The sequence below is a fragment of the Paenibacillus amylolyticus genome, assembly GCF_047302515.1.
Classification (GTDB): Bacteria; Bacillota; Bacilli; order Paenibacillales; family Paenibacillaceae; genus Paenibacillus; species Paenibacillus amylolyticus_G.
This window is the reverse complement of record NZ_CP168019.1, coordinates 4,746,650-4,769,920: the sequence shown is the minus strand read 5'-3', so window position 1 is coordinate 4,769,920 and position 23,271 is coordinate 4,746,650. Positions and strand designations below refer to the sequence as shown.

Genomic DNA, 23,271 nt, shown 5'->3' with positions numbered 1-23,271 from the left:
GGTTTTGAAGCATGAGAATGAATTTTTACACGTATGCCTGTAGTCAGTCATGTGATGCATTAAAAGAGAGGAGGGCAATGCGGAATGGAATTCAAATTTGGGAATGCTGCTCTTCTTTTTCCCCCTTTACACATTACGATTATCGCAATCATTATTATTTTCATTCTAGTAAGGTGGAGCAAGCAATTAGAAACAAGACGTTTTACGGTTTTCTTTTACTTTTTGATTAGTACATTCATTACTCCAATTTATTCTCAAAGTACAACAAAAGGTGTCTTTGAGCTATGGATCCCCGCAGGGTTTATTTTGGTTTTCTTTTATTTGATTCGCAGCGAAAGAAATCATCCATCTAAAATGAAAGCGAGTATCTTAGGATTTTCCATAGCCTTATATCAGTTAATTCTTCAATATGTCGGATGAAGGGACAGGACAGGACAGGATAGGATAATTCAACAAGAACAAGTAAGCAATAGGTTGAAAACAAAAGAGCAGATCCTGATCACAGGACCTGCTCTTTCTCATTTAACTCCCAATAACTTTCCAGTTATCCGCCTGCTCCACCGTTAACGGCTGGTGTCTGCGAATATAATCTTCCACCAGTGCGGCCATGTCCGTGGCACCTTCGTGCAGTACCTTTTTGCCTGGATACATCGCATAATCTCCACCGCCAGCAGCGCGGTAGCTGTTCATCACAACAGAGTACGTGCCATTCATGTCCATTGGCTTGCCTTTACGTTCCAACTTCACAACTCGACTGCCTACAGGTTGGGAGATATCCAGCTCGTATTCCATGCCAGCCCACATATCGTAATTATAATGTTGGGGTTTGGGTTCCATATAAGCCGGATTGACTGCCACCTCGCCAGAAGCATTCACTTCAAAGTAACGAGCCGTTTGTTCCAGTGCCTCCCGGATATCCTGACCACTCAGCTCCAGCACCGTCAGAGTATTAGGATAGATGAAGTTGGATAACACGTCCCGAACGGTGATGTGACTCCCGAAACCGCGAGCTTCTTCACTCAGCATGGCGGTATTGGAGAGCTGCGCTCCAGTCGCTTCCATCTGCACTTGATGTACAAAAGCAATGAATGGATGTGCCTTGAGTCGCAGAGCCGTAGCATTAGTGATAGATAAATCCCCAGCCACCTCGCCAATGGGTTGATCAAGCCATGCTTGTGCCTCAGTTTCCAGCTCTTCCGTCAGTTTCATGACGGTTGCATCAGGTTCAACTTCACTATGTTCATCCAGAAGTAACAACCGAGCCTGCTTATCTGTAATCTGCCACTTGCCGCCCGATGATTGTTCCAACTGAACGGATACATGCCCTGCACCATTTCCACTGAATCCCGGCTGAATGACGGTTACACCATGAATGTTAGCGGTAAGCTGACGATGTTGATGTCCGGTAAGCAGCACATCGATGCCTTCGATGTCCCGACAGATGGCATAGCCTTGATTTTCTCCAGTTAATCGTTCGGTGGGCTCGCCTGTCTCCAGATCACTCTCAAATCCGCCGTGATAACTGACAACCATTACATCTGGTTGTTCATGCTCATGGATATAGCTAACCCATGCACGAATCGTCTCCAAGGCATCAAGGAACTGTAAACCCTCAATATTTTTCGGGTGCTCCCAGTTTGGAATGTAATGCGTAGTTGCGCCCAACAGGGCAATTTTGACACCCGTAGACAATGTTTTGATTAGATACGGAGGACCGAAGGCAGGTACGTCTGGTTGCTCATCTTTTACAATATTGGCAGACAGCCAGGGGAAATTGGAAGCTTCAACTGCTCCGCGCAACAGATTCTGACCATAGTTAAACTCGTGATTTCCCATCACCGCAGCATCATAACCGAGTTCATTCAGTACCGTTATGAATGGATGCACCTCGTTTTTGGAAACCTGTGAAGCTGCATAGGAGGCCGAGGGTGATCCTTGCAGCAGATCCCCGTTATCCACCAGCATCAATTCAGGTGAACGTTCACGTTCCTTACGAATCAGGGAAGCCAGCAGGGCAAGCCCAGCCGGGCGGTAGGCATTGGTATTGTAATGAATGGGACGGATCGCCCCGTGCAGATCACTGGTATACAGAATATCGAAGCTTGCCGTATGGTTTGTGGATGTCATTTTACAATCTCCTCTAATATATAAGTTCAGATATATGGAATTACTATAAAACGGAGAAGAATGAATAGCTTGAAGAACCGAAGTATGCGCCGTTATCTCCGATGTTCTTCCTATATCTTCAACCATAATGAGCCTATTCTAACAGATACAAGTCGCGCTGACAGCCTGACAGGAAACTTTACAAAACTCCAAATTTCGTTTCACATCGCGCTAATATTTGGCAACTATAGTAGATAAGTACTGAAAAATAGAAACTCTTTGGAGGGTGTTCGTTTGAAGAAGTCTGCTTTATTTTTACCATTGTTGATTTTGGTTCTGTTTCTGAGTGCTTGTGGGTCTAGCAGTAGTACAACAGGTTCGGCTAACGGGGATAATTCGAGTTCGAATGCATCCGGTACGTCTACGGCAGAGACAGAGAAAGTTGTCGAAGGTTATGTGCCAACTGAACTGACGGTTCAATTTGTTCCTTCCCAGAACGCAGATACGCTTGAAGCTAAAGCGAAACCGCTGGAGAAGTTGCTTGGTGACAAACTGGGCATTCCGGTAAAAGTCAGCGTATCCACCGACTACAACACAATTATTGAAGCAATGGCTTCCAACAAAGTAGACGTAGGTTTCTTGCCTCCGACAGCTTATGTACTGGCTAAAGAAAAAGGCGCTGCGCAGGTTATCTTGCAAGCACAACGTTTCGGTGTAAATGATGAGACAGGTGCTCCAACCGAAGAGTTGGCGGATTCCTATAAATCCATGTTCATTGTGAAAAAAGATTCGCCGATCCAATCCATCGAAGATCTTAAAGGTAAAAAAGTCGCTTACCAAAACGTAACGTCTTCCGCAGGTTATGTATGGCCAGCAGGTCTTTTGCTGGACAGAGGCATTGATCCATTAAAAGATGTAACACCTGTAACGTTGAAAGGTCATGACCAAGGTGTTATCGCTGTATTGAACGGTGACGTTGATGCAGCAGCTATTTTCCAAGATGCCCGCAACACGGTAGCTAAAGACTATCCGACTGTATTTGAAGATACACGTGTACTGGCGTTCACTGAGCCTATTCCTAACGATACCATTGCCGTTCGTACAGACATGAATGCAGATTGGACTGCGAAGATCAAACAAGCCTTCATCGATATCGGTAAAGATACTGAAGGTCACCAGATCATCAAAGAAATCTATACGCATGAAGGTTATGTAGAGTCCGATGATAGCAAGTTTGAGATCGTTCGCCAGTATGGTGAAAAAGTGAAAGGTGAATAATTCTGATCCAAAAGTAGTTCGGGATCTGTTCACTTTGTAGTCGCTTTATTGGATGGGAACAGCTTAATCGTAGCAATGGACAGGCCAGTTCAGCGTGATCTACGCTGCGCTGGCCTGTGCCATTATAGCAAGGACTCATGTATGGTTGATCATTATGAATGAAAGAAGGATATTGTCATGATTGAGCTTCATAACGTTACCAAAACTTACGCTAACGGCACCAAGGGCCTGGATAATATTAATCTGAAATTTGAGCAGGGTGAATTCATTGCTGTAGTGGGTCTGTCCGGTGCGGGTAAATCAACGCTCTTACGCTCCATTAACCGACTGCACGACATTAGTGAGGGCGAGATTCTGATTAATGGAAGTTCCATTACGAAGGCACAAGGCAAACGACTACGCATGATCAGACGTGACATCGGCATGATCTTCCAGAGTTTCAATTTGGTGAAAAGGTCCAGTGTGCTACGTAATGTACTCGCTGGACGCGTTGGATACCATTCCACCATGCGTACCATTATGGGTCGTTTTCCAAATGAGGATATTGAACTGGCATTCACTGCGCTGGATCGTGTGAATATTTCGGAGAAAGCCTATTCCCGTGCAGATCAGTTGTCTGGTGGACAACAACAGCGTGTGGCTATTGCCCGTGTACTGGCACAGGAAGCAAAAATCATTCTGGCCGACGAACCGGTTGCTTCACTTGACCCGCTTACAACGAAACAGGTCATGGATGACCTGAAACGCATTAATCAAGACCTTGGGATTACGACCATCGTCAACCTTCATTTTATTGATCTGGCGAGAGAGTATGCGACCCGTATTGTCGGATTGCGAGCAGGCGAGGTCGTATTCGACGGTCCGGTGGAAGAGGCAACGGATGAGCGCTTTGCAGAAATATACGGCAGACCGATTCTGGCTGACGAATTGTTGGACAAGCAGGCTGTGCATGAGCAGGGAGAAGTTGTGGTATGAAGGGGCAGTCCAACGTTCCATTTCAGAATTCAGGCGGAGTGGGGAGGGAACCTGGTTCCAGCCCCGCTCAGGTTGTGAATCGCCCAAAACCGCCTGGGCGTACGAAACATCTGCTCACCTTAGTGATCATTCTGCTCCTTCTGTGGGCCAGTGCCAAACAGACCGATGCCGGCTTCACAGAGTTATTTCAGGGATTCCCTGAAATGTGGAAATTGTTAAAGGATATGTTCCCACCCCGGTGGAGTTACTTTGATAATATCGTGCAAGGTATGCTTGAAACGATTCGAATGGCCCTGATTGGGACAACCATTGGTGCGATTATTGCGATTCCGGTCTCCATCATCTGTGCCGGTAACCTGATGCCAAGTCGCTGGATCTATTATCCGGCACGCTTTCTGCTGAACCTGATTCGGACCGTGCCGGATCTGTTGCTTGCTGCTTTGTTCGTTGCTGTGTTTGGTCTGGGGCCAATCCCCGGAATCTTGGCACTGGCTGTGTTCTCCATAGGTCTGATCGCGAAGCTGACGTATGAGACGCTGGAAACCATTGATCAGGGGCCGCTGGAAGCGATGACGGCTGTTGGTATGAACCGGATTCAGCTCATTGTATATGGCGTGGTGCCGCAACTGGCTGCCCAGTTCACATCCTATGTGCTGTATGCCTTCGAAATTAATATACGTGCTGCTGCCATTCTGGGACTGGTGGGAGCCGGAGGAATAGGACTCTATTACGAGGCCACACTTGGATTCCTGGAGTATGACAAGACCAGCGTAATCATTCTGTTTACCCTCGTCATTGTTCTGATCATTGATTATGTAAGTACTAAGCTGCGGGAGAAATTGCTATGATGAAAAATGAAACAAGCCGCATCCGGCCAAAACCACGGAAGAACCCGCTACGCTGGGTTATTGTATTACTGTTAATCCTTGTGTATGCCTGGGCTCTTGCCGGTGTACCGTTCACTGGTTTCAAGGAAACCGCCGCTCAGATTATGAAGGCCATTGTAGCCGGGATTTTCTCACCAGATTGGGATTTTGTATATTTGCCTGAGGGAGAAGACTTGCTGCGAGGTCTACTGGACACGCTCGCGATTTCCGTGCTGGGTACCGTAATCTCGGCAGTGCTCTGTATCCCGTTTGCATTCTGGTCTGCTCGTAATATGAGTGGGCATCGTTCTATCTCTGGTGCAGGTAAAATGGTACTCAGCTTCATCCGTACGTTCCCTGAGATTATCATGGCCTTGATGTTCATTAAGGCAGTAGGTCCCGGATCGTTTGCAGGGGTACTCGCCCTTGGATTACACTCCATCGGCATGTTAGGCAAATTATACGCGGATGAAGTTGAAAATATCGACTATGGCCCATCTGAGGCGTTGCTTGCCTCGGGAGCCAATCGCATGCAGCAGTTGTGGTTTGCCATCCTGCCGCAGGTAATGCCTGGATTCTTGAACTATACGCTGTATCGTTTCGAGATCAATGTACGTTCCGCGACCATACTGGGTGTAATCGGAGCAGGGGGAATCGGTACACCGCTGATCTTTGCGTTAAGTACTCGGAACTGGCAACGAGTAGGTATAATCCTGCTGGGTATTATCGTGATGATCACGATTATCGACTTGATCTCGGGGTATATTCGTAAGAAGCTGGTGTAAGGGTTAATGTGGCGCTACGAATATACTAGATGATAAATTAAGATAAGTTGATAGGGGAAGAAGAGAGGGCTATTCGGTGCCGGAATATTGGCAGGGATAGTCTTTTTTTGTGTCTGCAAATAAACAACGGTGCGTTCTTGTTGCTCAGCTAACCGTCGAGGAATAATAGGACTCCAAGAATATGTATAAAAATAATTGAATTATTTTCCAAATTCATGTAATATTAATAGGTTTCTATATAAAGGGAATTAAGGGTATTAATCAATAATCTTCACAGTTACCAATACAGGAAGTGAGGATATAAAGGGAGGTGACCTATGGAAATATTTTATTATATATGGATTGGGTTTATCGTGCTCCTATTACTCTACAGAATGTTCTTTCAGAAGTTTAAAAAGCATAATATAGAGAATATTGGACTCAGTGCAATCCTGATCGTTTTCACGGGAAGAAGTTATCCGTATCCCCACATAAACTGGATTTTTGTCATCAGTGTTATCGCCGTGGCTGTTTATGCTGCTGTATGGAACAGTATTCTAGGTTGGAAGAAATGGAATGAGCCGGAACGTTTGAAATAAATCTAAAAAAACCGAAACCATGTTGCCCTGTGAATCAGGCAATGTTGGTTTCGGTTTTTTAGTTGCTTGGTTAAACGTTAGGCTTCTTTACTGAGACTTAGCTAGCCAAAGGCAATGCTTTAGTAACTTGAACCGTAATCGTCTCTGAGCTGGTTACGCCTGCCGCGTTAATCAGCTCAGCACGGTACGTGTACGTTCCGTTAGCGCGACCGGACAATTCAGTTGTAGCACTTTGGGAAGCTGGTGTTGCTGCGTTCAATGCTTGTGTATCAATCAATACATCATTCTCATAGAGACGGTATTCGGTTGCGTTTGTACCCCACCAGAGGTTCATGGATACGTTATAGTTGCCGTCACCATCCCAATTGTTTTGGGACAAGTTCGCTTTGCCTGGAGCAGCATTGGTTACTTGTACCGTCAGCACGTCACTGCGTGTTGTGCCTTTGTCATTGGTCAGCTCAGCAACATAGGTATACGTGCCGTTGGCTTTACCTGTAATAGCTGTTTTGGAGGACTGAGCGGATGGTGAAGCTGCAGTCAACTTCTGCGTATCGATCAGAACGCCGTTCTCATACAGTTTGTACTCGGAACCATTTTCGCCCCACCAGAGGTTCATGCTTACGTTATACGTACCTTCGAACAGGCCAGTGGTATATCCATTATCAGAAGAAAGCACCGGTTTACCCGGTGCTCCTGCAGCTGGAGTGGAAGGCACTTCGCCGCCACCTTGCTCTTCAGCAGGTACAAAATCATTCAAGCTTCTAGGTTTCAATTGATATACGTCTTTGAAAATAGCGGAAACGCCTGTGATATCGATTTTGTCACCAGCAGCATAAGGGAAGGAAGTCTCCGTCACACCTGTACGGGTGTCTACACGGATATGTGTGCTCGTTCCATCTGCTGCTACCGCGTCGAATTCAAAAGATCCAACTGGTGTAGCACTGATGATATTCTCAATCGTTACATTTTTCAATTGAACCAGTTGACCTTGGTTCGCATCTGTAATTGCTGTAACTTCGATTGGAGCAGGTACGGAAGCTGTACCTGTTTTCTCAATCGCAACGATATCCGTAAGCTCGAACTCGCTGTTATAGATGGTTGTTGCTGCTGTTACTTTCACCTTGTCACCTGCATGGAAGCCGCTAGTATGCTGGAATACGTAGATTCCAGCAGTTTCATCTTGAAGATAGAAGGCTTGTCCACCAAATGCACCCGGCTCTGTCGTCACAACACCTTCGATAGTTACGGTAGTGCCAGCAGCTTTGGTACGTGCTTCAGCAACTGTGATAGCCGCTGGAATCGGTCCTTCTTCTTCCGGCAACTGTTCTGCCGGCACATTACCTACGGTCACGGTATTTGTGATCAGGTTGCTGCCGTTCAGACGCAGACGCAAGCTCGCAGCACCAGTTGTACCTGGTTTGATGCGGACGTTCAGATCTTTGATCCCGCGACCTTGGCTGTCCGAGGTTACACTGAATGTGGAGCTATACCCGTACGAAGTTGGCCAAGTACCACTTTCATTCTGGATCATGGCGACCTGTGTTCCGCCAGTCAGATAGATACCGGCACTATAACCGGATACGGTTGTGTTTGGAGCCATGTTCTCCACAACTACACGAATCTGGAAGTCTTCTGCATTCGGAAGGGTATCCTGTTTCACGAAGCTGTAAGCAGCGTTTGCACTGGATGCAGGGCCACCGTAAGAACCAGCCTTGAACGTGGAACGATCGTACCACTTATATCCGGCAGCAGGTGCGGACCAAGGTTCAGCCTGTGGTTCTGTGGAAGCAGCCGGCTCTTCGAATGGCAACAGCGCTGTAGCTGTGTCCAGTTCAAGTCCGTTCACTTCAGTCAGGCTTGTGTAGTTCTCTTGTGTAGCAAGCCAGTTCACGGTGTTCACGAGCAACACGGCATCATCGACTTCTTTAAAACCGTCATAAGTCGTTTTACGTGTGCCTGTCTCTTCACGCAAGTATTTTGGCGATGCATCTTCCACTGGAGAGGAGTCGCCGATGAAAGCAGCCTTACCTGCGCCCAGCTTGGATACAGCCACGTAAGGACCTTCTTCGATCCCGCCGCCATTGTATACACCTTGGTCTACCGCGTTATTCCATTTTGCGTTGGTTTTTGGCAAGTACACAATACCTTTTGCCTTTTCCGGATCGGTGATTGCGAGTGTTGAACCAGCGTGCATGGCTACACCCGATACCCCTTCTGTGATGCCGAAGGCTTGATCTGCCGGTACAACGATATTGGCGTTGATATCGCCAAGTGCGTTATAGCGGAATCGTACGCCGAAGTTATCGGACAACCAGTCCGAACTGGTTATATTTTGCATCGCTTCAGAATTACGCTCATCTGTGCTCATGCCTTTGGCCGGATCTTCGAATGCTCCCCGACGATAGCCGTTGATGACTTCAGAGCCATCCCAGCGGTTTTTGTTACGGTCTGCATTATAGTGATCTCCAACAAAGAAGATGCTGCCGCCCGTTTCAACATATTGTTTCAGTGCTGCTTGTTCGGATGTTTTGAAAGGAATTTGAGGCTCTGCAATAACGAATACGTTATACTCTTTCAGATCATCATAGGTAAATGGAGTTGTCTTGCGAAGTTCTTTGACATAGTAACCATCATTCGCTAGTGCATTCCCGAAGTCAGAGAAACCTCCATCAATGACCCAGTCTGCAGCTCCAGCCGTCTGACCGTGAGAGTTGTCGAACAATACTTTTTTACCTGCATTTTGGTTCACAACCTTTGCCTGGATGAACGGTGCCGGGTCTGTCGGTCCTTCCGCATGAACCGATGCATCTCCGTTCCATAATCCGATCTGAAGCGGCAAAGCCATGGACAAGGCCAGGAGTGATTTTAAAAATACTCCTCGCATACCTGTTAATTTACCCAACCAAATCCCTCCCAAATATTAGTTGATTCATGAGTTCGTCCATATTCTACCACATGAAAATCTCACATAGTCATAACAATTTGTAAAAATTAACTCGATATTTGTAAAATTGGGTCTTTTGACATATCCATAGGTATTTCGGTCCCGTCATAATCCATTCATTTCTGCGTGCATATTGATTTTACGCAAATAAAAAGCCATCTCTTATGAGATGACTTTGGCCCGAATTCGATTGACGGCATGGAAGACAGAGGATTTAATCATACCTTCACTGCGATTCACCAGCTCTGCCGTTTCCTTAATGGAGTATCCATGGATGAGGCGAAGTTCTAATATTTTACGATGTTCGGTGTTGTTAATATGGGAGACAAGATCATGAACACCTTCGCTAATTTCAAGGTGGGATGTATCGACGTGATGGGTAGGTACCTCCAGACGGCTGTCTCGTCTGAGTGTACGGGTCCGCCTGCGGAAGCTGTCCATCGCCAGGTTACGGGCAATGCGTTTGAGATAATAGAGAATGCGATCTTCAGGGATATCCACGGTAACGTTCATTAGTCGAATGAAACAATCCTGTGCCAGATCTTCTGCATCTTGCGGTTGTTTGACGATATGGGATAGATACCTTGTGATTTCTGATTTATAGTTGACATAAGCATCATTAATTTGTGTGCTGTTCATATGATGTGAATCCCCCTTGGATACAGATCAGGCTTGGGTCCGGTCTGGTATGAGTCTCTTTATGATCCAAGTATATCGGGAGGTTGTTTCCAAAAGGTTCAGAGTTGTATCGGAGTTGTAACATTTCGTGCTCCCCTCTATTCAAGCATACGGCTTGGGATACAAAATAAAGGCAGATGAAGGAAATTCATAGAGCAGGGAGATTACGAAAGTATCATGAGACAAAAAGAGATTTTAATTATTGAGGACGAGGAGTCCATTCGCGATATTTTGTCCTATTCGTTACGTAAGGAAGGATTTGAGATCAAGGAAGCAGCTACGGGAAAAGAGGGTCTGGATCTGCTTCGGGATTCGAAGCCGGATCTGATCCTGCTGGATCTGATGCTGCCAGATATGAGCGGTTTTGATGTGTGCAGGCAACTATCTGTGAACTCCAAGATACCTGTCATCATGATCACTGCGAAGTCGGACATGCTGGACAAGGTACTTGGCATGGAGCTTGGGGCGGATGATTATATCACGAAGCCTTTTGATATCCGTGAGGTGGTTGCGCGCATTCGGGCGATTTTTCGCCGGATTGATCTGATCAGCGAGACACTGGAGAATCAGTCCTATGAGGTGGTAAGGCTAGGCAAGCATATTGAGATCCGCAAGGATGAACGGGAAGTGTGGAAAGACGGGGAACGGGCAGGACTCACGAATAAAGAATATGATCTGTTGTTATTTCTCGTGACCCATCATCGTAAGGTTCATACACGTTCTGAACTACTGGACAAGGTATGGGGATTTGATTTTGCAGGGGATACCCGAACGGTGGACATTCATGTGCAACGGATTCGCAAGAAACTGGATAGTGGTGTGCAAGGCATTTCGATGATTGAAACGGTATTCGGTGTGGGGTACAAGCTGAATATTCAGGTACAGACATGAAGTGGACGATCCAGTTCAAAATGGTGGTGTTATTCTCGGTCATTGTATTTATCGGATTCTCCGTCCTGCTGATTCTGTCCAATAAGGTAGCCCAGGAGAATATGTACCGGGAAGTGCATGAGGATATGGTGCAATCCAAAAGAAATCTGGACATCGCGCTGAATCAGTACTTTCTGATACATAACAAACGCATGAGCAGAGACTCGCTCGAAGCAGGGAGTCGCGAGCTCGCGGAGCAGATTGGATCAGCCGTTGGTGGGGAGATTGTAGTATATCGCCCCGATGCTTCGCCATACGAATCTGTTGGCAGTGAGGTTAACGTTGCTAAGCGGTCTGACCATCCTGATGTGGAGGAAGCCGTACATTCCCGGATTGCTTACACCACAGTTGTGGATAAGGGGCGGGTCACAGCCAGTCTGTCCTTCCCGCTCCAGATGGATCAACAATTGATTGGAATCGTACAGATGAAGAAGGATTACACGGAATTGTTCAAACGCAACCTTCGTTTTCAAAATACGATCAAGTTTTTTGCAGCGGTTATTTTCGTATTTGTATTTATCGCATCCATCTTTATTTCCCGGAAAATTACACAACCCATCCGTGTACTGACAAAACGTTCTGCGGAAGTGGCCCAGGGGAGTCTGAATGCAGACATTCAGATTACAACCAAGGATGAGATCGGTGAATTGGCTTCAAGCTTCACCGTCATGATTGATCGGGTTCGGGAGCAGATTGATGTGATTGAGCGAGAGCGGGACGAAGTGAAGCAAGTACAGGCGAGAAGCAAAGTCTTTTTTGACAATGTGACGCATGAATTGAAGACACCCTTAACAACGATTCTGGGATACGCCCAGATTTTGCGGGATAACGGATTTACCGACCAGGACTTTTTTGACAAGGGCATGAATTATATCATCAAGGAAAGCCAGCGTCTCAACACGATGGTTGCGGATATTCTGGAGGTCTCGGTCTCCTCTGCGGTCATTCAGGCATACCGGTTCGAACGTATCGATATATCAGATATTATTCGTGAAGCTTGTGAGGACATGTCGATTAAGGCGAGCAAGTACAATATAGGCATTCACTATGAGTTGGAGGAACATCAGTATTTACAGGGAGATCGGGATAAGTTGAAGGAGGTTTTCCTCAACATCCTGGATAATTCGGTCAAGTACAGTGATGTGAACTCCATTATCGAAGTACAATCCTTCAGGTTAGGTGATTCCATTGCTATTGTGATCCGTGATCAGGGGGAAGGAATCGGTGCAGAAGCGCTCCAACATGTATTTGAACCCTTTTACCAGGATAAAGGAATCAACAGGGCCGAGAAAGGCAGTGCCGGGCTGGGGCTGTCTATTGTGAAGAACATCGTTGAGCGTCATGGAGGAACAGTGGAGATGAAGAGCATCATGCGGGAAGGGACACAAGTGAATATCAGTCTTCCGGGGGAAATGAACGCATGAGACATCCTGGATTTTGGCGTAAAAACCGTGACAGATTGATGCTGTCAGGGTTGTTGATCGCATTTGTCAGCGGAATTTTTGGGATTGGGAGCCTGTTCAGTCTCGGAAATCTCAAACCAAGAACGGTGATTTTGCCAAGTGAGCAGTTCAACAGCCGTCTGGCACCACCACCGAGCAGTACGATTCAGATCGAGTCGGCTACCAAGATTCCAAATGACTTTGCGATCTTTGATTTTGAAGTGTTAGACCGGAATACGATTATATTTAATCAACCGGAATTTTCCTATTCAGGGCTCAAGCTGTCTCTTCTGCATCTGGATGATAAGGAAGTGAAGAACATTGCGGCTAATACGGATTACGGTGTAACGATCAGCCCGGATCACAAGAAAATCATTTACTCCCAGTATCGGGCAGGTCAGACGCAGAAGACAACGTATGAGTATATGATACAGAGCGGGGAACGTCGCAAGCTTCCGTACGACAACTCGTATTATCGAGTGTTTATAGGGAACGACTCCTACATCGGTCAGGATGATCTGTTATTTAAACAAGTTGATCTGAGCCAGGGGACGAGTCATGTCGTCTACACGTATGAAGAGCTGATGAGCATGTTCACAGGACCAAAACAAGGGAAAGGTTCGAGTGATACGTTTATCGTTATGGATGTGTTGCAGGTCAGTGAGGATCACCAGCAATTTTATATACTGGTGATGCTGAAAGACAAGTATGCCATCTATCGTGTATCGCTTGAGGATGAGCATGAAGTGAAGGCGTATGCTGCAATGGAAGACATTCAACAGTACAAGTTGCTGAAAAATGGTGACATGCTCATCCAGGGAACGATGAATAAGGTACAGGGGCTGTATCGGTATCATGCAGCAGAGGAGCAGTATGATCTGTTATTACAAGGTTCGATCTGGAGCTTCGATCTGGATGCAGATGAATCCCGAATAGCTTACTTTTTCCCGATGGACAGTCAGAATCAGAAGAATGAGTTGCATGTTGCCTACCTGAATGACAGCAAGATTTCGTCGGATACGGTGATCTATCGCAATATTGATAACTTCATCAGTCTGAAATGGAATGACGATGAATTATTTGCTGTAAGCAGCTCAGTGGATAAAAGTGAAATGTACCGCTTTAGTTTCAGAGCCTGGTAAGCTGCGGAAAGTATACGAATATTAGACCTTGGTCTGATGGAGCGATAGCTGCTCTGCGGACAAGGTCTTTTTGTTATGACATGTTACAAGTTGGATACAACTCCGGCCAGCCCGGATACATCTCCATCCTATAATGATAAGGGAATGTGCTACGCGAATCTTTACATAACAACCTCTGTACATATTTAGCAAGTAGAAAGGAAGAAATGTAGTAATGCTTCAAGTTGAACAATTATCCCACTCGTTCCGCAATGGCAAGGGAACCGTGCCGGTGCTTCAGGATATCAACCTGACGATTGGAGAAGGCAAGATGGTAGCCCTGCTGGGCAGTTCTGGTTCGGGGAAATCCACACTGCTGAATCTGATGGCGGGGCTGATGAAACCGGATCAGGGCAAGATTCTAATTGCGGGACAAGATATTGTACGTTTCAGTGAAAATCGCCTGGCTGAGTTCAGGCGCAGTCATATCGGGTTTATTTTTCAATCCTATGAACTGCTGTCCAATCTTACGATCCGGGAAAATGTAGAGTTACCCTTGGTGTTTATGGGCATAAGCCCTTCGAAACGCAAAGCAAAAGCATTGAAGCTGTTGGAACAGGTTGGACTGGGTGAAAAAGCAAACTTGTTCCCGTCTCAGTTGTCGGGCGGCCAACAACAACGTGTCAGTATTGCACGTTCGCTCATTACCGAACCCTCGGTGATCTTTGCAGATGAGCCTACCGGGAATCTGGATACCGAGACGGAGGAAGAGATTATTGCGATTTTGCAGCAGCTTAACCGGGATATGAATACAACCTTTGTCATTGTGACACATGAAGCAGAGGTCGCGGAGCAGATGCAAGTTGTGCTTACCCTGCAACATGGAATATTGGTCGAAGAAGCTGTAAGGGAAGTTTGAGGTAAAAGGAGAGGAAATGTGAGAATACGGGATGTAGCACGTATGGCCTGGGGACAGATCATTCGCAGAAAAATGGTCACACTGCTGTGCATGATGGGGCTGTCCATCGGTTCTGCCGCCATGATCATTGCACTTAGCGTGGGGCAGTCCGTACAGACCTATAGCGAGAAAACATTGAACGACAATTACAAGATGGATGAAATCACGATTACGCCCAATGAAGGCATACGTACCGGGAACGGCAAGGGGAATGGTCAGACATCGAAGTTTGAACGGGGAGCATTGACGTTGGAAAAGATTCAGATTATCCAAAGACTACCCCACGTTGTTGCCGTGGCTCCCATGTTAAAGCTGGATTCGCTGGAAATGGTACTTCCGGATGGTCGCAGCACGTATGTTGAGGTCATTGGTACCCAGCTGGAGACCCTGGGCGGGTTTGGATACAAGTATGCTGAGGGACGTGGGGCAGAGGATGGTCGTATGGCGGTAACCAGTTATGGTGCTGCATTTGGACTAGTGGACCCCAAAGTAACTCAGAAGTTATTTGAGCAGTTGAATGCTGATCCATATAACAACGAGCTTTTAGAACAGTTTACGGAAATGTCCGCCAAACAGGATCACCTGGTTCAGCAGCTGGTTCAGTTCCGATATGAAGATTATGCGAATGCGAGCAAAACCAAAATGAGTGGTTCTATACGCGTGTCTGGAGAGTTGACGAAGCCTTCCAACATGGATGAGATGAGCGCTCAAAACGATAAAAAAGTATATCTGCCGCTCGATACAGCTCGTGCATTGCAGGATGAGCTTGGATTACAGCAGGCCGACAGCAGTGCGGCCAAGCATCTTAACTCAGCTCTGGTCAAGGTTGAGGACAAACGTTATGTATCCCAGGTGGAAGAACAGATTAAAAAGCTGACGTTAAACACACAGAGTAATCTGTTCCAGAAGGAAGCGATGGCAGGTCAATTGGCGATGTACCAAAAAGCGGCATTGGGGATCGGTGGTTTTATCATGCTGCTGGCCTCATTATCCATTATTGTAGCGATGATTATGTCTACGCATCAGCGTCGTAAACAGATTGGTGTGATGAAGGTGCTGGGCGCAAATCTGTGGCAGATCCGCCAGATGTTTATTACGGAAGCAGCGATGCTTGGATTAATGGGCGGCGTGGCTGGTGTGGGGATTGCCTTTGCTGCCCTCGGCGGGGTGAACAGTCTGCTGGCGAGTCAGATGGCAGATCAGATGAATGGTCCGATGACCGTCGTTATTCAGCAGTCGGCTCTGCCACTGGGCATCGTTTTTGCTATTCTGGTTGGCATTGTATCAGGTATATATCCGGCAATCAGCGCATCTCGGACCAATGCATTAACTGTGATCAAATCAATGTAATTTTATCAGCGAAAGGGAAATTGGGCACATGAAGAAATGGATTAAAATTATCATCACCGTTGTACTTTTGGCAGGTGCAGGGTACTGGCTGTATGAAAAGTACAAGCCAAAACCGGAGGCGCCTATAGAGATTCCACCCCCGATTACCTTTGATGTGACACAGGAAACGATGACGCAAACGATACAGGTGAAAGGGAAATCCGTATACACCGATCAGACGGATATCTTCGCTCCGTATGCTTCCAACATCAAGCAGTGGCACGTGAAAAGTGGTGAGCAGGTGAGCAAAGGCGATATCCTGTTTAGCCTCGATACTTCCACGTTACAAACGGAAGTAGAACAGTTGCAGAGTGATCTGGAGAAAGCTCAGCTGGAAAACAAGATGAATCAGGTTACCCTGGATCAGGCGAATATGAGTGAGTCCCTTGGCGTAACGGAAGAGGAGCGCAAGAAGGCATTTGCAGATCGGGAAGGTAAACGCCTGACGAATGAATTGAACCAAAAAGCATTGGTCCTCAAGGAGAAGGAGATACAGAAAAAGCAGGCAGTAATAAGTAAGTCTGTTGTGTATGCTTCCGCTTCCGGTATATTTCAGATGAATGAAGAGGATAGCAAGACACGTGCGGTGACGGAAGGACAGCTGATCGGGTCCGTTACAAACATCAGCAAACTGAAATTTATGACGATTGTTGGTGAGGAAGAAATGTTCAGGCTCAAGGTGGGCATGCCAGTTAAGGTGCGAATGACAGCGCAGAAAGACCTGCAATTCACCGGGAAGGTAAGTAAGGTGTCCAAATTCGCCCGCAAGAGTACCGATACGGACCTCAAGCAAGCTTCACAGTTTGATGTGGTCATTGATCTGAAGCCGGACGCCAGAATGTATGGAGGCGTGAGTCTGGAAGGCGATATCGAGACAATGCGGAAGGATAAAGTGACGGTTGTGTCCAGCTTGGCGATTATGCGGGATCAGACCGAACCTTACGTACTGTTAGACAAGGGCAATGGACAGACCGAGCCGCTGACGATCCAGGCTGGAATGGAATCGGGGGACAAGACGGAAGTAGTTAGTGGCTTGAAACCGGGAGACATTGTCGTTTTGCCCTAGACGTAGGAATTTAAGAACAAGGCAACGTATGTAGTGACTAGCTAGACGAACGGTCGATTCGACCTTGAAAAACACGAGGTTCATTGTGGCATATGGCCATGATGAGCCTTTGGTCTGGTTAGGGGCAAGGGATGTCCAGATTCCTGCCTGAATTATGGAAAAAAATATAATTAAATTTATATAATTCAATTTACAGTAATATTTACATGTCGTATAATCAGAACATAAGGAGGTGACACCGAACATCATGTTTGTAGATGGATAGGCGAAGGCCTTTTTTTTAACTGTTTGAAGAAAGCGCTTACCAAATATGGGATTCAGACATCCCATAAGTCATTGTTCACACTTCTTCATGTCTAACACACGTTCAACCACACCCACCATATTATACTCATTCACATGATTCGCCCTCACACACCATTTGTTTGCTCAAGATTCCAGTGATACAACCATTTCTTTAGGAGGTGATACAACCAACTCATCCGAACGTTCTCTTCGTGCTAAGCATCATAATGACACAGAGGATCAGACATGAGTACAACCCAATCTAACTAAAGGAAAGGTGGAACTATGAAGACTAAATTGAAAACCAAATCGAGAGGTAAGAAGATCCTGCGCAAAGGTGTAAAACAAATGCTTGCAGCAACGCTGCTCGCTGCGGGGATTTTCCCTGGACTGTCTCCAGGCTTGACTCAGGCGGCTGAAGCACATGTGGATAATCCATTTGTAGGGGCAACCGCTTATCTGAATCAGGACTATTCAGCTCTCGTGGATACATCCATTGCACTGACCAACGATGCGTCGTTGAAGGCCAAGATGGAGACCATCAAATCGTATCCAACCGCAGTATGGGTTGACCGAATTGCTGCAATCTATGGCGGGACGGACAACGCTGGTCGCAAAAGTGTAGAGCAACATCTTGATGCCGTTCTCGCTCAAAAGAAACCGGGTACGCCTATAACGGCTTCATTTGTTATCTATAACTTGCCTGGACGGGATTGTCATGCACTCGCATCGAATGGTGAACTTCCACTAACACAGGCAGCACTGCAGACATATAAAACGGATTATATTGATGTGCTCGCAGATATCTTCGCAGATCCGAAGTATCAGGATATTCGCATTATTGCTGTCATTGAACCGGATAGTCTGCCTAACCTTGTGACCAACCTGAGTACACCAGCTTGTGGTCAAGCCAGCTCAACAGGTATCTATGAGGCGGGTGTGAAGTATGCATTGGACAAGCTGCACGCCATTCCAAATGTGTACAACTATCTGGATATCGGCCACTCCGGCTGGCTTGGATGGGATAACAACCGTTCTGCAGCAGTCGCGCTGTATACAAGTGTTGTGCAAGGAACAGCCGCAGGTCTGAGCAGTGCAGATGGCTTCATTACAAATACAGCAAACACTACACCGCTGGGGGAGCCGAACCTGTCTAACCCTGATCTCAATATCGGTGGACAACCGATTAAATCTGCCAAGTTTTATGAGTGGAATCCTTATTTTGACGAAACCGATTTCACTGCTGCGCTGTATGCCGATTTCGTACAAGCTGGCTGGCCAAGCAGCACAGGTTTCCTGATTGATACTAGCCGGAATGGGTGGGGCGGGGTAGACCGTCCAGCATCTGCTACGGGCAGCAACATCAACGATTATGTGAACTCCGGACGTGTAGATCGCCGGGAGCATCGGGGGAACTGGTGTAATGCCAGTGGCGCAGGTATTGGTGAAGCACCTAAGGCTGCACCAGGACCAGCGCATCTGGATGCTTATGTATGGGTGAAACCTCCGGGTGAATCTGATGGCTCCAGCTCCGAAATTCCGAATAACGAAGGCAAAGGTTTCGACCGGATGTGTGATCCAACCTTCACAACTCGGGATGGTGTATTAACAGGTGCGTTGCCTAATGCTCCGGTATCGGGTCACTGGTTCCATGATCAATTCGTGGCACTGGTGAAAAACGCATTCCCTGTACTTCCTGCAAGTAACGGTGGAGGTAATCCTCCGGGCGGAACAACAGCTCCGGCAGCACCAGCAGCATTGACAGCTTCTGCCGGTAACGCTCAGGTCTCCTTGACGTGGACTGCTTCCACAGGGGCTACAAGTTATAGTGTGAAGCGGGCACTGAGTGCATCAGGTCCATTCACAACAGTTGCAGCTAATGTAAGTGGAACATCTTACAGCAACACCGGTCTGATCAATGGTACAACCTATTATTATGTGGTAACGGCAACAAATGCAGTAGGTGAAAGTGTTAACTCTGCAACAGCAACAGCTACACCTGTTGCAGGTGTAACGGCGCCAGCTGCACCGACTGCTCTCACAGCAACTGCAGGCAATGCGCAGGTGAGCCTGACGTGGACCGCTTCTACAGGTGCAACAAGTTATGATGTGAAACGCGCACTGAGTGCATCAGGTCCGTTTACAACGATCGCGGCGAATGTGAGTGGTACGTCCTACACCAACACTGCCCTGACGAACGGCACAACGTATCATTATGTGGTAAGTGCAGTGAATGCATCAGGGCAAAGTGCCAATTCTGCTGTAGCTTCCGCGACACCTCAAAGTGTCGTTGTACCAACGAGTGATCTTGTCGTGCAATATCGTGCTGGAGATACCAATGCTCAAGATAGCCAGATCAAACCGTATTTCAACATCAAAAATCTGGGTAGTACTGCTGTGAATCTGAGTGATCTGAAGATCCGGTATTACTTCTCCAAAGAAGGCTCGGCTGCGATGGATTCTGCCATCGATTACGCTCAAGTTGGCGGAGCCAATATCCAGCGGACCTTCACAGACTCGTATGTGGAGCTGAGCTTCACATCTGGCGCTGGCAGCATTCAGGCTGGTGGACAGACTGGAGACATCCAGCTTCGCATGTACAAAACAGACTGGTCCAACTTGGACGAGACGAATGACTACTCTTTCGATCCAACGAAAACATCCTACCAGGATTGGAATAAGGTAACACTCTACCAAGGTGAAAACCTGGTATGGGGTATTGAGCCTTAAACTTTACTTGTAACTGTCTTAACCGCGGTCCTCAGTGAGTTAGAGGATCGCGGTTTTTTGCTATGCATTCAAGAGTCATTCTAGATTGAAGTTCTTGATCAACTGAGGAACGTAGTGGAGGGGACGAAATCGATTCTGAAGAAGCGAAGCTGAAAGCTTTCTGCAAGAAAGCTACTTCGTAAGCATCATCTCGCCTTTATCACCGGATTTTACCCTTGGAAGGGGGATGGAAGAAAATCCGGGGATAACAGCGATCATAGTAACCGGAACGGATAACCCTCAGAGTTGCAAGTACTTATTTCCTAAATGACTCCTAAAAACACTGATTATTAATCGTTTTGGACGGATATTTGCCTAGGGTCTGGCAGACAGGATGTCTATAATAGAACCCGATGGGCGGGATTCTCTCGCTCGGATTGGAAAGAGAATGGAAGGGGGACCGCACTCTGGTAGTCGGGCAAGCTGATTTCTCTTTTTAAATTTTGTAAGCGTAATCATTATGGATTGGGATCTTTCGTTGAAGAAGGTCTGTGTGGATGATTGAACGTCCAATCATCATCAATGTGTATATGCGTCACCTATTCTGTCTCAAGGAGCGTGAAGGTGGATGAACTCAGAAACAACAGCGCCGGTACATAAGGGATCGGTGTCAGGTCGGCAATCCGGTCGCAGGAAGGCTCGTATGCCACTTGCAGCCAAGGTGCTCTCTTCGGCACTCAGCGTAGCTTTGCTTGTTGGGGGAACAGCGGGGATCAGCGGAGCAGAAGCTTCGAACGGAAATAGTGCGACGGAGGCCAGCCTGCAATCACAAAAGGGGGGCAGTCACGTGAAAGAGATTCAACTGGAATATCTGGATCGGGGACTGGTGGCTGCTTCGACATCTGAAGGTGTTTTTCTCAGTTGGAGATTGCTTGGTGACGAGGCCACAGGGTATAGCGACAAAGGACTGACAGGTACGGACTTTAACGTCTATCGTGATGGCAAAAAGATCGCTACCGTCACCGACAGCACCAACTATGTAGATGCCGCAGGCAAATCGTCTTCCCGTTATGAAGTGGCAGCGGTGAACAAGAAGGGCAAGGAGAGCAAACGCAGTGCATCCGCCAAACCTTGGGCGAACGGCTATGTGGATATTCCACTGCAAAAACCGGCCGATGGTGTGACGCCCGCGGGAGAAGCCTATACGTATTCTGCCAATGACATGAGCGTAGGGGATGTGGACGGGGATGGCCAGTATGAGTTTTTCGTGAAATGGGACCCTTCCAACGCCAAGGACGTATCGCAAAAAGGGTACACCGGTAAAACCTACATCGATGCTTACACACTGGACGGACAATTGCTGTACCGAATCGATCTTGGGGTTAACATCCGTGCGGGTGCTCATTATACACAGATGCTCGTTTACGATTTTGACGGGGATGGCAAAGCCGAGATGATGTTCAAGACCGCTCCCGGTACGAAGATTATTAAATACAACAAAAAAGGAAAAGTGACCTCCGAGAAATATATCACGCTTCCCAAGCAGGATCGCAAGGCAGGGTACTCGAACGAAGATGATTATCGTTTGAGTGCTGACGGTTACTACGGTCACGTGGTGGATATGTTCAAAAACTGGCATAAACATGATGAGGTTGTGAAGGGGAACTGGCCTGCGACATTGGAAGAGGCTTTTGGGATTGAGAAAAAATATAACTACCCATTATCTCAGCAGGATGCCGAGAGCTTGGCCGACTATTTCATTGATGTGTACGCGGTAGAACGCAGTAACCGCAATGAGCTGCGCAAGTTTGAAGGTTTTATCGTGGATGGTCCTGAGTATGTTACGGTATTTGAAGGCAAATCAGGCAAAGAGCTGGAGACCATTCCATATGAACCTGAACGTCATGATGATGGCCTGATGTGGGGCGATTATGCGATGGCACGGATCGAACCGGGGAATCGGGTGGACCGTTTCCTAGCCGGAGTGGCTTATCTGGACGGCAAGAAGCCGTCTGCAATCTTTGCACGCGGTTACTACACACGTTCAACGATGGTTGCCTACAATTGGGATGGCAAGAAGCTGAAAAAGGAATGGAAAGTGGACAGCGGCTGGACACCGATGAAGAACCCGTTCAATGACGGACCGCATGGTGTGGATGGAACAGATCCGCAGTACGGCTCCATTACAACTCAGGGAGCGCACTATTTCAGTGTGGCGGATGTGGATGGTGACGGCAAACAGGAGATTATCTATGGCTCCGCTACAATTGATCATGACGGCAGTGTGCTGTACAGCTCCACAGACTTGATGCCTGCCGAGAGTGCTGCCCCGGGAACGATTGCCCGTCTGGGTCATGGTGATGCTCTTCATGTGGCAGATATCGATCCGGATCGTCCGGGACTTGAGATCTTCATGGTTCACGAGGGTGGCCCTTGGGCGCCATACGGATATTCGCTGCGGGATGCGAAAACCGGAGAAGTGATCTATGGCGGATACACGGGGAAAGATACCGGACGCGGCATGGTGGGTGATGTTGATCCGACTCGTCGTGGTCTGGAGACATGGGCTGTAGGCTTGTGGACAGCTAAGGGTGAGAAAATCAGTGATCAGATGCCGGGAACGAATATGAATATCCGTTGGGCTGGCGATATGACGACACAGATCGTAGATGGTGCCATCGATGTTACGCCTACGATCAAAGACTGGAATCGTGGCACGTTGCTGACGGCAACAGGCACATTGACCAACAATCACACCAAAGGAACACCTTCTCTCGTAGCTGATATCTTCGGGGATTGGCGGGAAGAGATGCTGGTGAGAACCACGGACAGTTCCGCGATCCGCATCTATCTGAGTACCGAGAAAACGGACCGCAAGTTGTACACGCTGATGCATGATGCGATGTATCGTGTGGGCATTGCTGGGCAGAACAGTGGATACAACCAGCCTTCCTATCCGTCCTTCTACATGGCATCGGATATGGACTGGTCAAAAGTAACGCTGCCTAAGTTCTACACGCCAGGTAAGGGCGGAAAGTAAGCAGGCCGGAGTAATAATAACTGCTAGCAATATGCAACATAACATGTGTTCATGATCAGGCTGTAACGTAACGCAGCGTCGTTAGTTTTAAGCGTTGGCATCAAAGCTTGGAAGCTCTGGA

General features: G+C 47.3%; 17 protein-coding genes. 14 read left to right on the top strand and 3 right to left on the bottom strand.

All coding sequences use genetic code 11. The features are described from left to right. The first annotated feature begins 84 nt into the window (after positions 1-84). Positions 85-420: a hypothetical protein gene (locus ACDJ59_RS20810; RefSeq protein WP_413405419.1), complete on the top strand. Its 336-nt coding sequence runs from the start codon at positions 85-87 to the stop codon at positions 418-420. Positions 421-522: 102 nt separating this feature from the next. On the opposite strand, the gene ACDJ59_RS20805 is transcribed toward ACDJ59_RS20810, so the two are convergent. Then, positions 523-2,127, bottom strand: a complete 1,605-nt coding sequence (locus tag ACDJ59_RS20805) for a bifunctional metallophosphatase/5'-nucleotidase (protein WP_413405417.1) — start codon at positions 2,125-2,127, stop codon at positions 523-525. A 258-nt stretch (positions 2,128-2,385) separates the two neighbouring features. On the opposite strand from ACDJ59_RS20805, the gene ACDJ59_RS20800 reads away from it, so the two are divergent. The 5 genes from ACDJ59_RS20800 (at position 2,386) to ACDJ59_RS20780 (ending at position 6,588) form a co-directional block, all read left to right on the top strand. Further along, positions 2,386-3,384 carry a phosphate/phosphite/phosphonate ABC transporter substrate-binding protein gene (locus tag ACDJ59_RS20800; RefSeq protein ID WP_413405415.1) on the top strand — a complete coding sequence of 333 codons (999 nt, stop codon included), beginning with the start codon at positions 2,386-2,388 and terminating at the stop codon, positions 3,382-3,384. Between the two features lie 177 nt (positions 3,385-3,561). Next, positions 3,562-4,359 carry a phosphonate ABC transporter ATP-binding protein gene (gene phnC / locus ACDJ59_RS20795; protein WP_413405413.1) on the top strand — a complete coding sequence of 266 codons (798 nt, stop codon included), beginning with the start codon at positions 3,562-3,564 and terminating at the stop codon, positions 4,357-4,359. Beyond that, positions 4,356-5,207: a phosphonate ABC transporter, permease protein PhnE gene (gene phnE, locus ACDJ59_RS20790; protein WP_413405411.1), complete on the top strand. Its 852-nt coding sequence runs from the start codon at positions 4,356-4,358 to the stop codon at positions 5,205-5,207. The genes phnC and phnE (ACDJ59_RS20790) overlap by 4 nt, the downstream gene beginning before the upstream one ends. Then, positions 5,204-6,010: a phosphonate ABC transporter, permease protein PhnE gene (phnE, locus tag ACDJ59_RS20785; protein WP_413405409.1), complete on the top strand. Its 807-nt coding sequence runs from the start codon at positions 5,204-5,206 to the stop codon at positions 6,008-6,010. The genes phnE (ACDJ59_RS20790) and phnE (ACDJ59_RS20785) overlap by 4 nt, the downstream gene beginning before the upstream one ends. Positions 6,011-6,327: 317 nt before the next feature. Then, on the top strand, positions 6,328-6,588 hold the full coding sequence (locus ACDJ59_RS20780) for a hypothetical protein (protein WP_413405407.1): 261 nt from the start codon (positions 6,328-6,330) through the stop codon (positions 6,586-6,588). A gap of 97 nt (positions 6,589-6,685) precedes the next feature. Here ACDJ59_RS20780 and ACDJ59_RS20775 read toward each other — a convergent pair whose 3' ends face one another. After that, positions 6,686-9,472 carry a DUF5689 domain-containing protein gene (locus ACDJ59_RS20775; RefSeq protein ID WP_413409876.1) on the bottom strand — a complete coding sequence of 929 codons (2,787 nt, stop codon included), beginning with the start codon at positions 9,470-9,472 and terminating at the stop codon, positions 6,686-6,688. Between the two features lie 222 nt (positions 9,473-9,694). Further along, complete coding sequence (locus tag ACDJ59_RS20770; RefSeq protein WP_076253376.1) at positions 9,695-10,171, bottom strand: RNA polymerase sigma factor; 477 nt, start codon at positions 10,169-10,171, stop codon at positions 9,695-9,697. A 216-nt stretch (positions 10,172-10,387) separates the two neighbouring features. Here ACDJ59_RS20770 and ACDJ59_RS20765 point away from each other — a divergent pair, with 216 nt between their 5' ends. The 8 genes from ACDJ59_RS20765 (at position 10,388) to ACDJ59_RS20730 (ending at position 23,150) form a co-directional block, all read left to right on the top strand. After that, positions 10,388-11,101 (top strand): response regulator transcription factor, encoded by a 714-nt coding sequence (locus ACDJ59_RS20765; RefSeq protein WP_036606313.1) that lies wholly within the window; start codon positions 10,388-10,390, stop codon positions 11,099-11,101. Then, on the top strand, positions 11,098-12,564 hold the full coding sequence (locus ACDJ59_RS20760) for a sensor histidine kinase (protein ID WP_413405405.1): 1,467 nt from the start codon (positions 11,098-11,100) through the stop codon (positions 12,562-12,564). The genes ACDJ59_RS20765 and ACDJ59_RS20760 overlap by 4 nt, the downstream gene beginning before the upstream one ends. After that, positions 12,561-13,724 carry a hypothetical protein gene (locus ACDJ59_RS20755; protein WP_413405403.1) on the top strand — a complete coding sequence of 388 codons (1,164 nt, stop codon included), beginning with the start codon at positions 12,561-12,563 and terminating at the stop codon, positions 13,722-13,724. Before ACDJ59_RS20760 ends, ACDJ59_RS20755 begins: the two co-directional genes overlap by 4 nt. Before the next feature lie 214 nt (positions 13,725-13,938). Then, positions 13,939-14,622: an ABC transporter ATP-binding protein gene (locus ACDJ59_RS20750; RefSeq protein WP_413405401.1), complete on the top strand. Its 684-nt coding sequence runs from the start codon at positions 13,939-13,941 to the stop codon at positions 14,620-14,622. An 18-nt stretch (positions 14,623-14,640) separates the two neighbouring features. After that, positions 14,641-16,011: an ABC transporter permease gene (locus ACDJ59_RS20745; protein WP_413405399.1), complete on the top strand. Its 1,371-nt coding sequence runs from the start codon at positions 14,641-14,643 to the stop codon at positions 16,009-16,011. A gap of 28 nt (positions 16,012-16,039) precedes the next feature. Continuing rightward, on the top strand, positions 16,040-17,116 hold the full coding sequence (locus tag ACDJ59_RS20740; protein ID WP_413405397.1) for an efflux RND transporter periplasmic adaptor subunit: 1,077 nt from the start codon (positions 16,040-16,042) through the stop codon (positions 17,114-17,116). A 570-nt stretch (positions 17,117-17,686) separates the two neighbouring features. After that, positions 17,687-20,131 (top strand): glycoside hydrolase family 6 protein, encoded by a 2,445-nt coding sequence (locus tag ACDJ59_RS20735; RefSeq protein WP_413405395.1) that lies wholly within the window; start codon positions 17,687-17,689, stop codon positions 20,129-20,131. A 682-nt stretch (positions 20,132-20,813) separates the two neighbouring features. Next, positions 20,814-23,150, top strand: coding sequence for a rhamnogalacturonan lyase (locus ACDJ59_RS20730; protein WP_413409875.1), 2,337 nt, complete (start codon positions 20,814-20,816; stop codon positions 23,148-23,150). The last annotated feature ends 121 nt before the right edge of the window (positions 23,151-23,271 follow it).

Coding starts and splice junctions, on each gene's coding strand:
- ACDJ59_RS20810 (WP_413405419.1), top strand. CDS start 85: ATGGAATTCAAATTTGGGAATGCTGCTCTTCTTTTTCCCCCTTTACAC.
- ACDJ59_RS20805 (WP_413405417.1), bottom strand. CDS start 2,127: ATGACATCCACAAACCATACGGCAAGCTTCGATATTCTGTATACCAGT.
- phnC (WP_413405413.1), top strand. CDS start 3,562: ATGATTGAGCTTCATAACGTTACCAAAACTTACGCTAACGGCACCAAG.
- phnE (WP_413405411.1), top strand. CDS start 4,356: ATGAAGGGGCAGTCCAACGTTCCATTTCAGAATTCAGGCGGAGTGGGG.
- phnE (WP_413405409.1), top strand. CDS start 5,204: ATGATGAAAAATGAAACAAGCCGCATCCGGCCAAAACCACGGAAGAAC.
- ACDJ59_RS20780 (WP_413405407.1), top strand. CDS start 6,328: ATGGAAATATTTTATTATATATGGATTGGGTTTATCGTGCTCCTATTA.
- ACDJ59_RS20775 (WP_413409876.1), bottom strand. CDS start 9,472: ATGCGAGGAGTATTTTTAAAATCACTCCTGGCCTTGTCCATGGCTTTG.
- ACDJ59_RS20770 (WP_076253376.1), bottom strand. CDS start 10,171: ATGAACAGCACACAAATTAATGATGCTTATGTCAACTATAAATCAGAA.
- ACDJ59_RS20765 (WP_036606313.1), top strand. CDS start 10,388: ATGAGACAAAAAGAGATTTTAATTATTGAGGACGAGGAGTCCATTCGC.
- ACDJ59_RS20760 (WP_413405405.1), top strand. CDS start 11,098: ATGAAGTGGACGATCCAGTTCAAAATGGTGGTGTTATTCTCGGTCATT.
- ACDJ59_RS20755 (WP_413405403.1), top strand. CDS start 12,561: ATGAGACATCCTGGATTTTGGCGTAAAAACCGTGACAGATTGATGCTG.
- ACDJ59_RS20750 (WP_413405401.1), top strand. CDS start 13,939: ATGCTTCAAGTTGAACAATTATCCCACTCGTTCCGCAATGGCAAGGGA.
- ACDJ59_RS20740 (WP_413405397.1), top strand. CDS start 16,040: ATGAAGAAATGGATTAAAATTATCATCACCGTTGTACTTTTGGCAGGT.
- ACDJ59_RS20735 (WP_413405395.1), top strand. CDS start 17,687: ATGAAGACTAAATTGAAAACCAAATCGAGAGGTAAGAAGATCCTGCGC.
- ACDJ59_RS20730 (WP_413409875.1), top strand. CDS start 20,814: ATGCCACTTGCAGCCAAGGTGCTCTCTTCGGCACTCAGCGTAGCTTTG.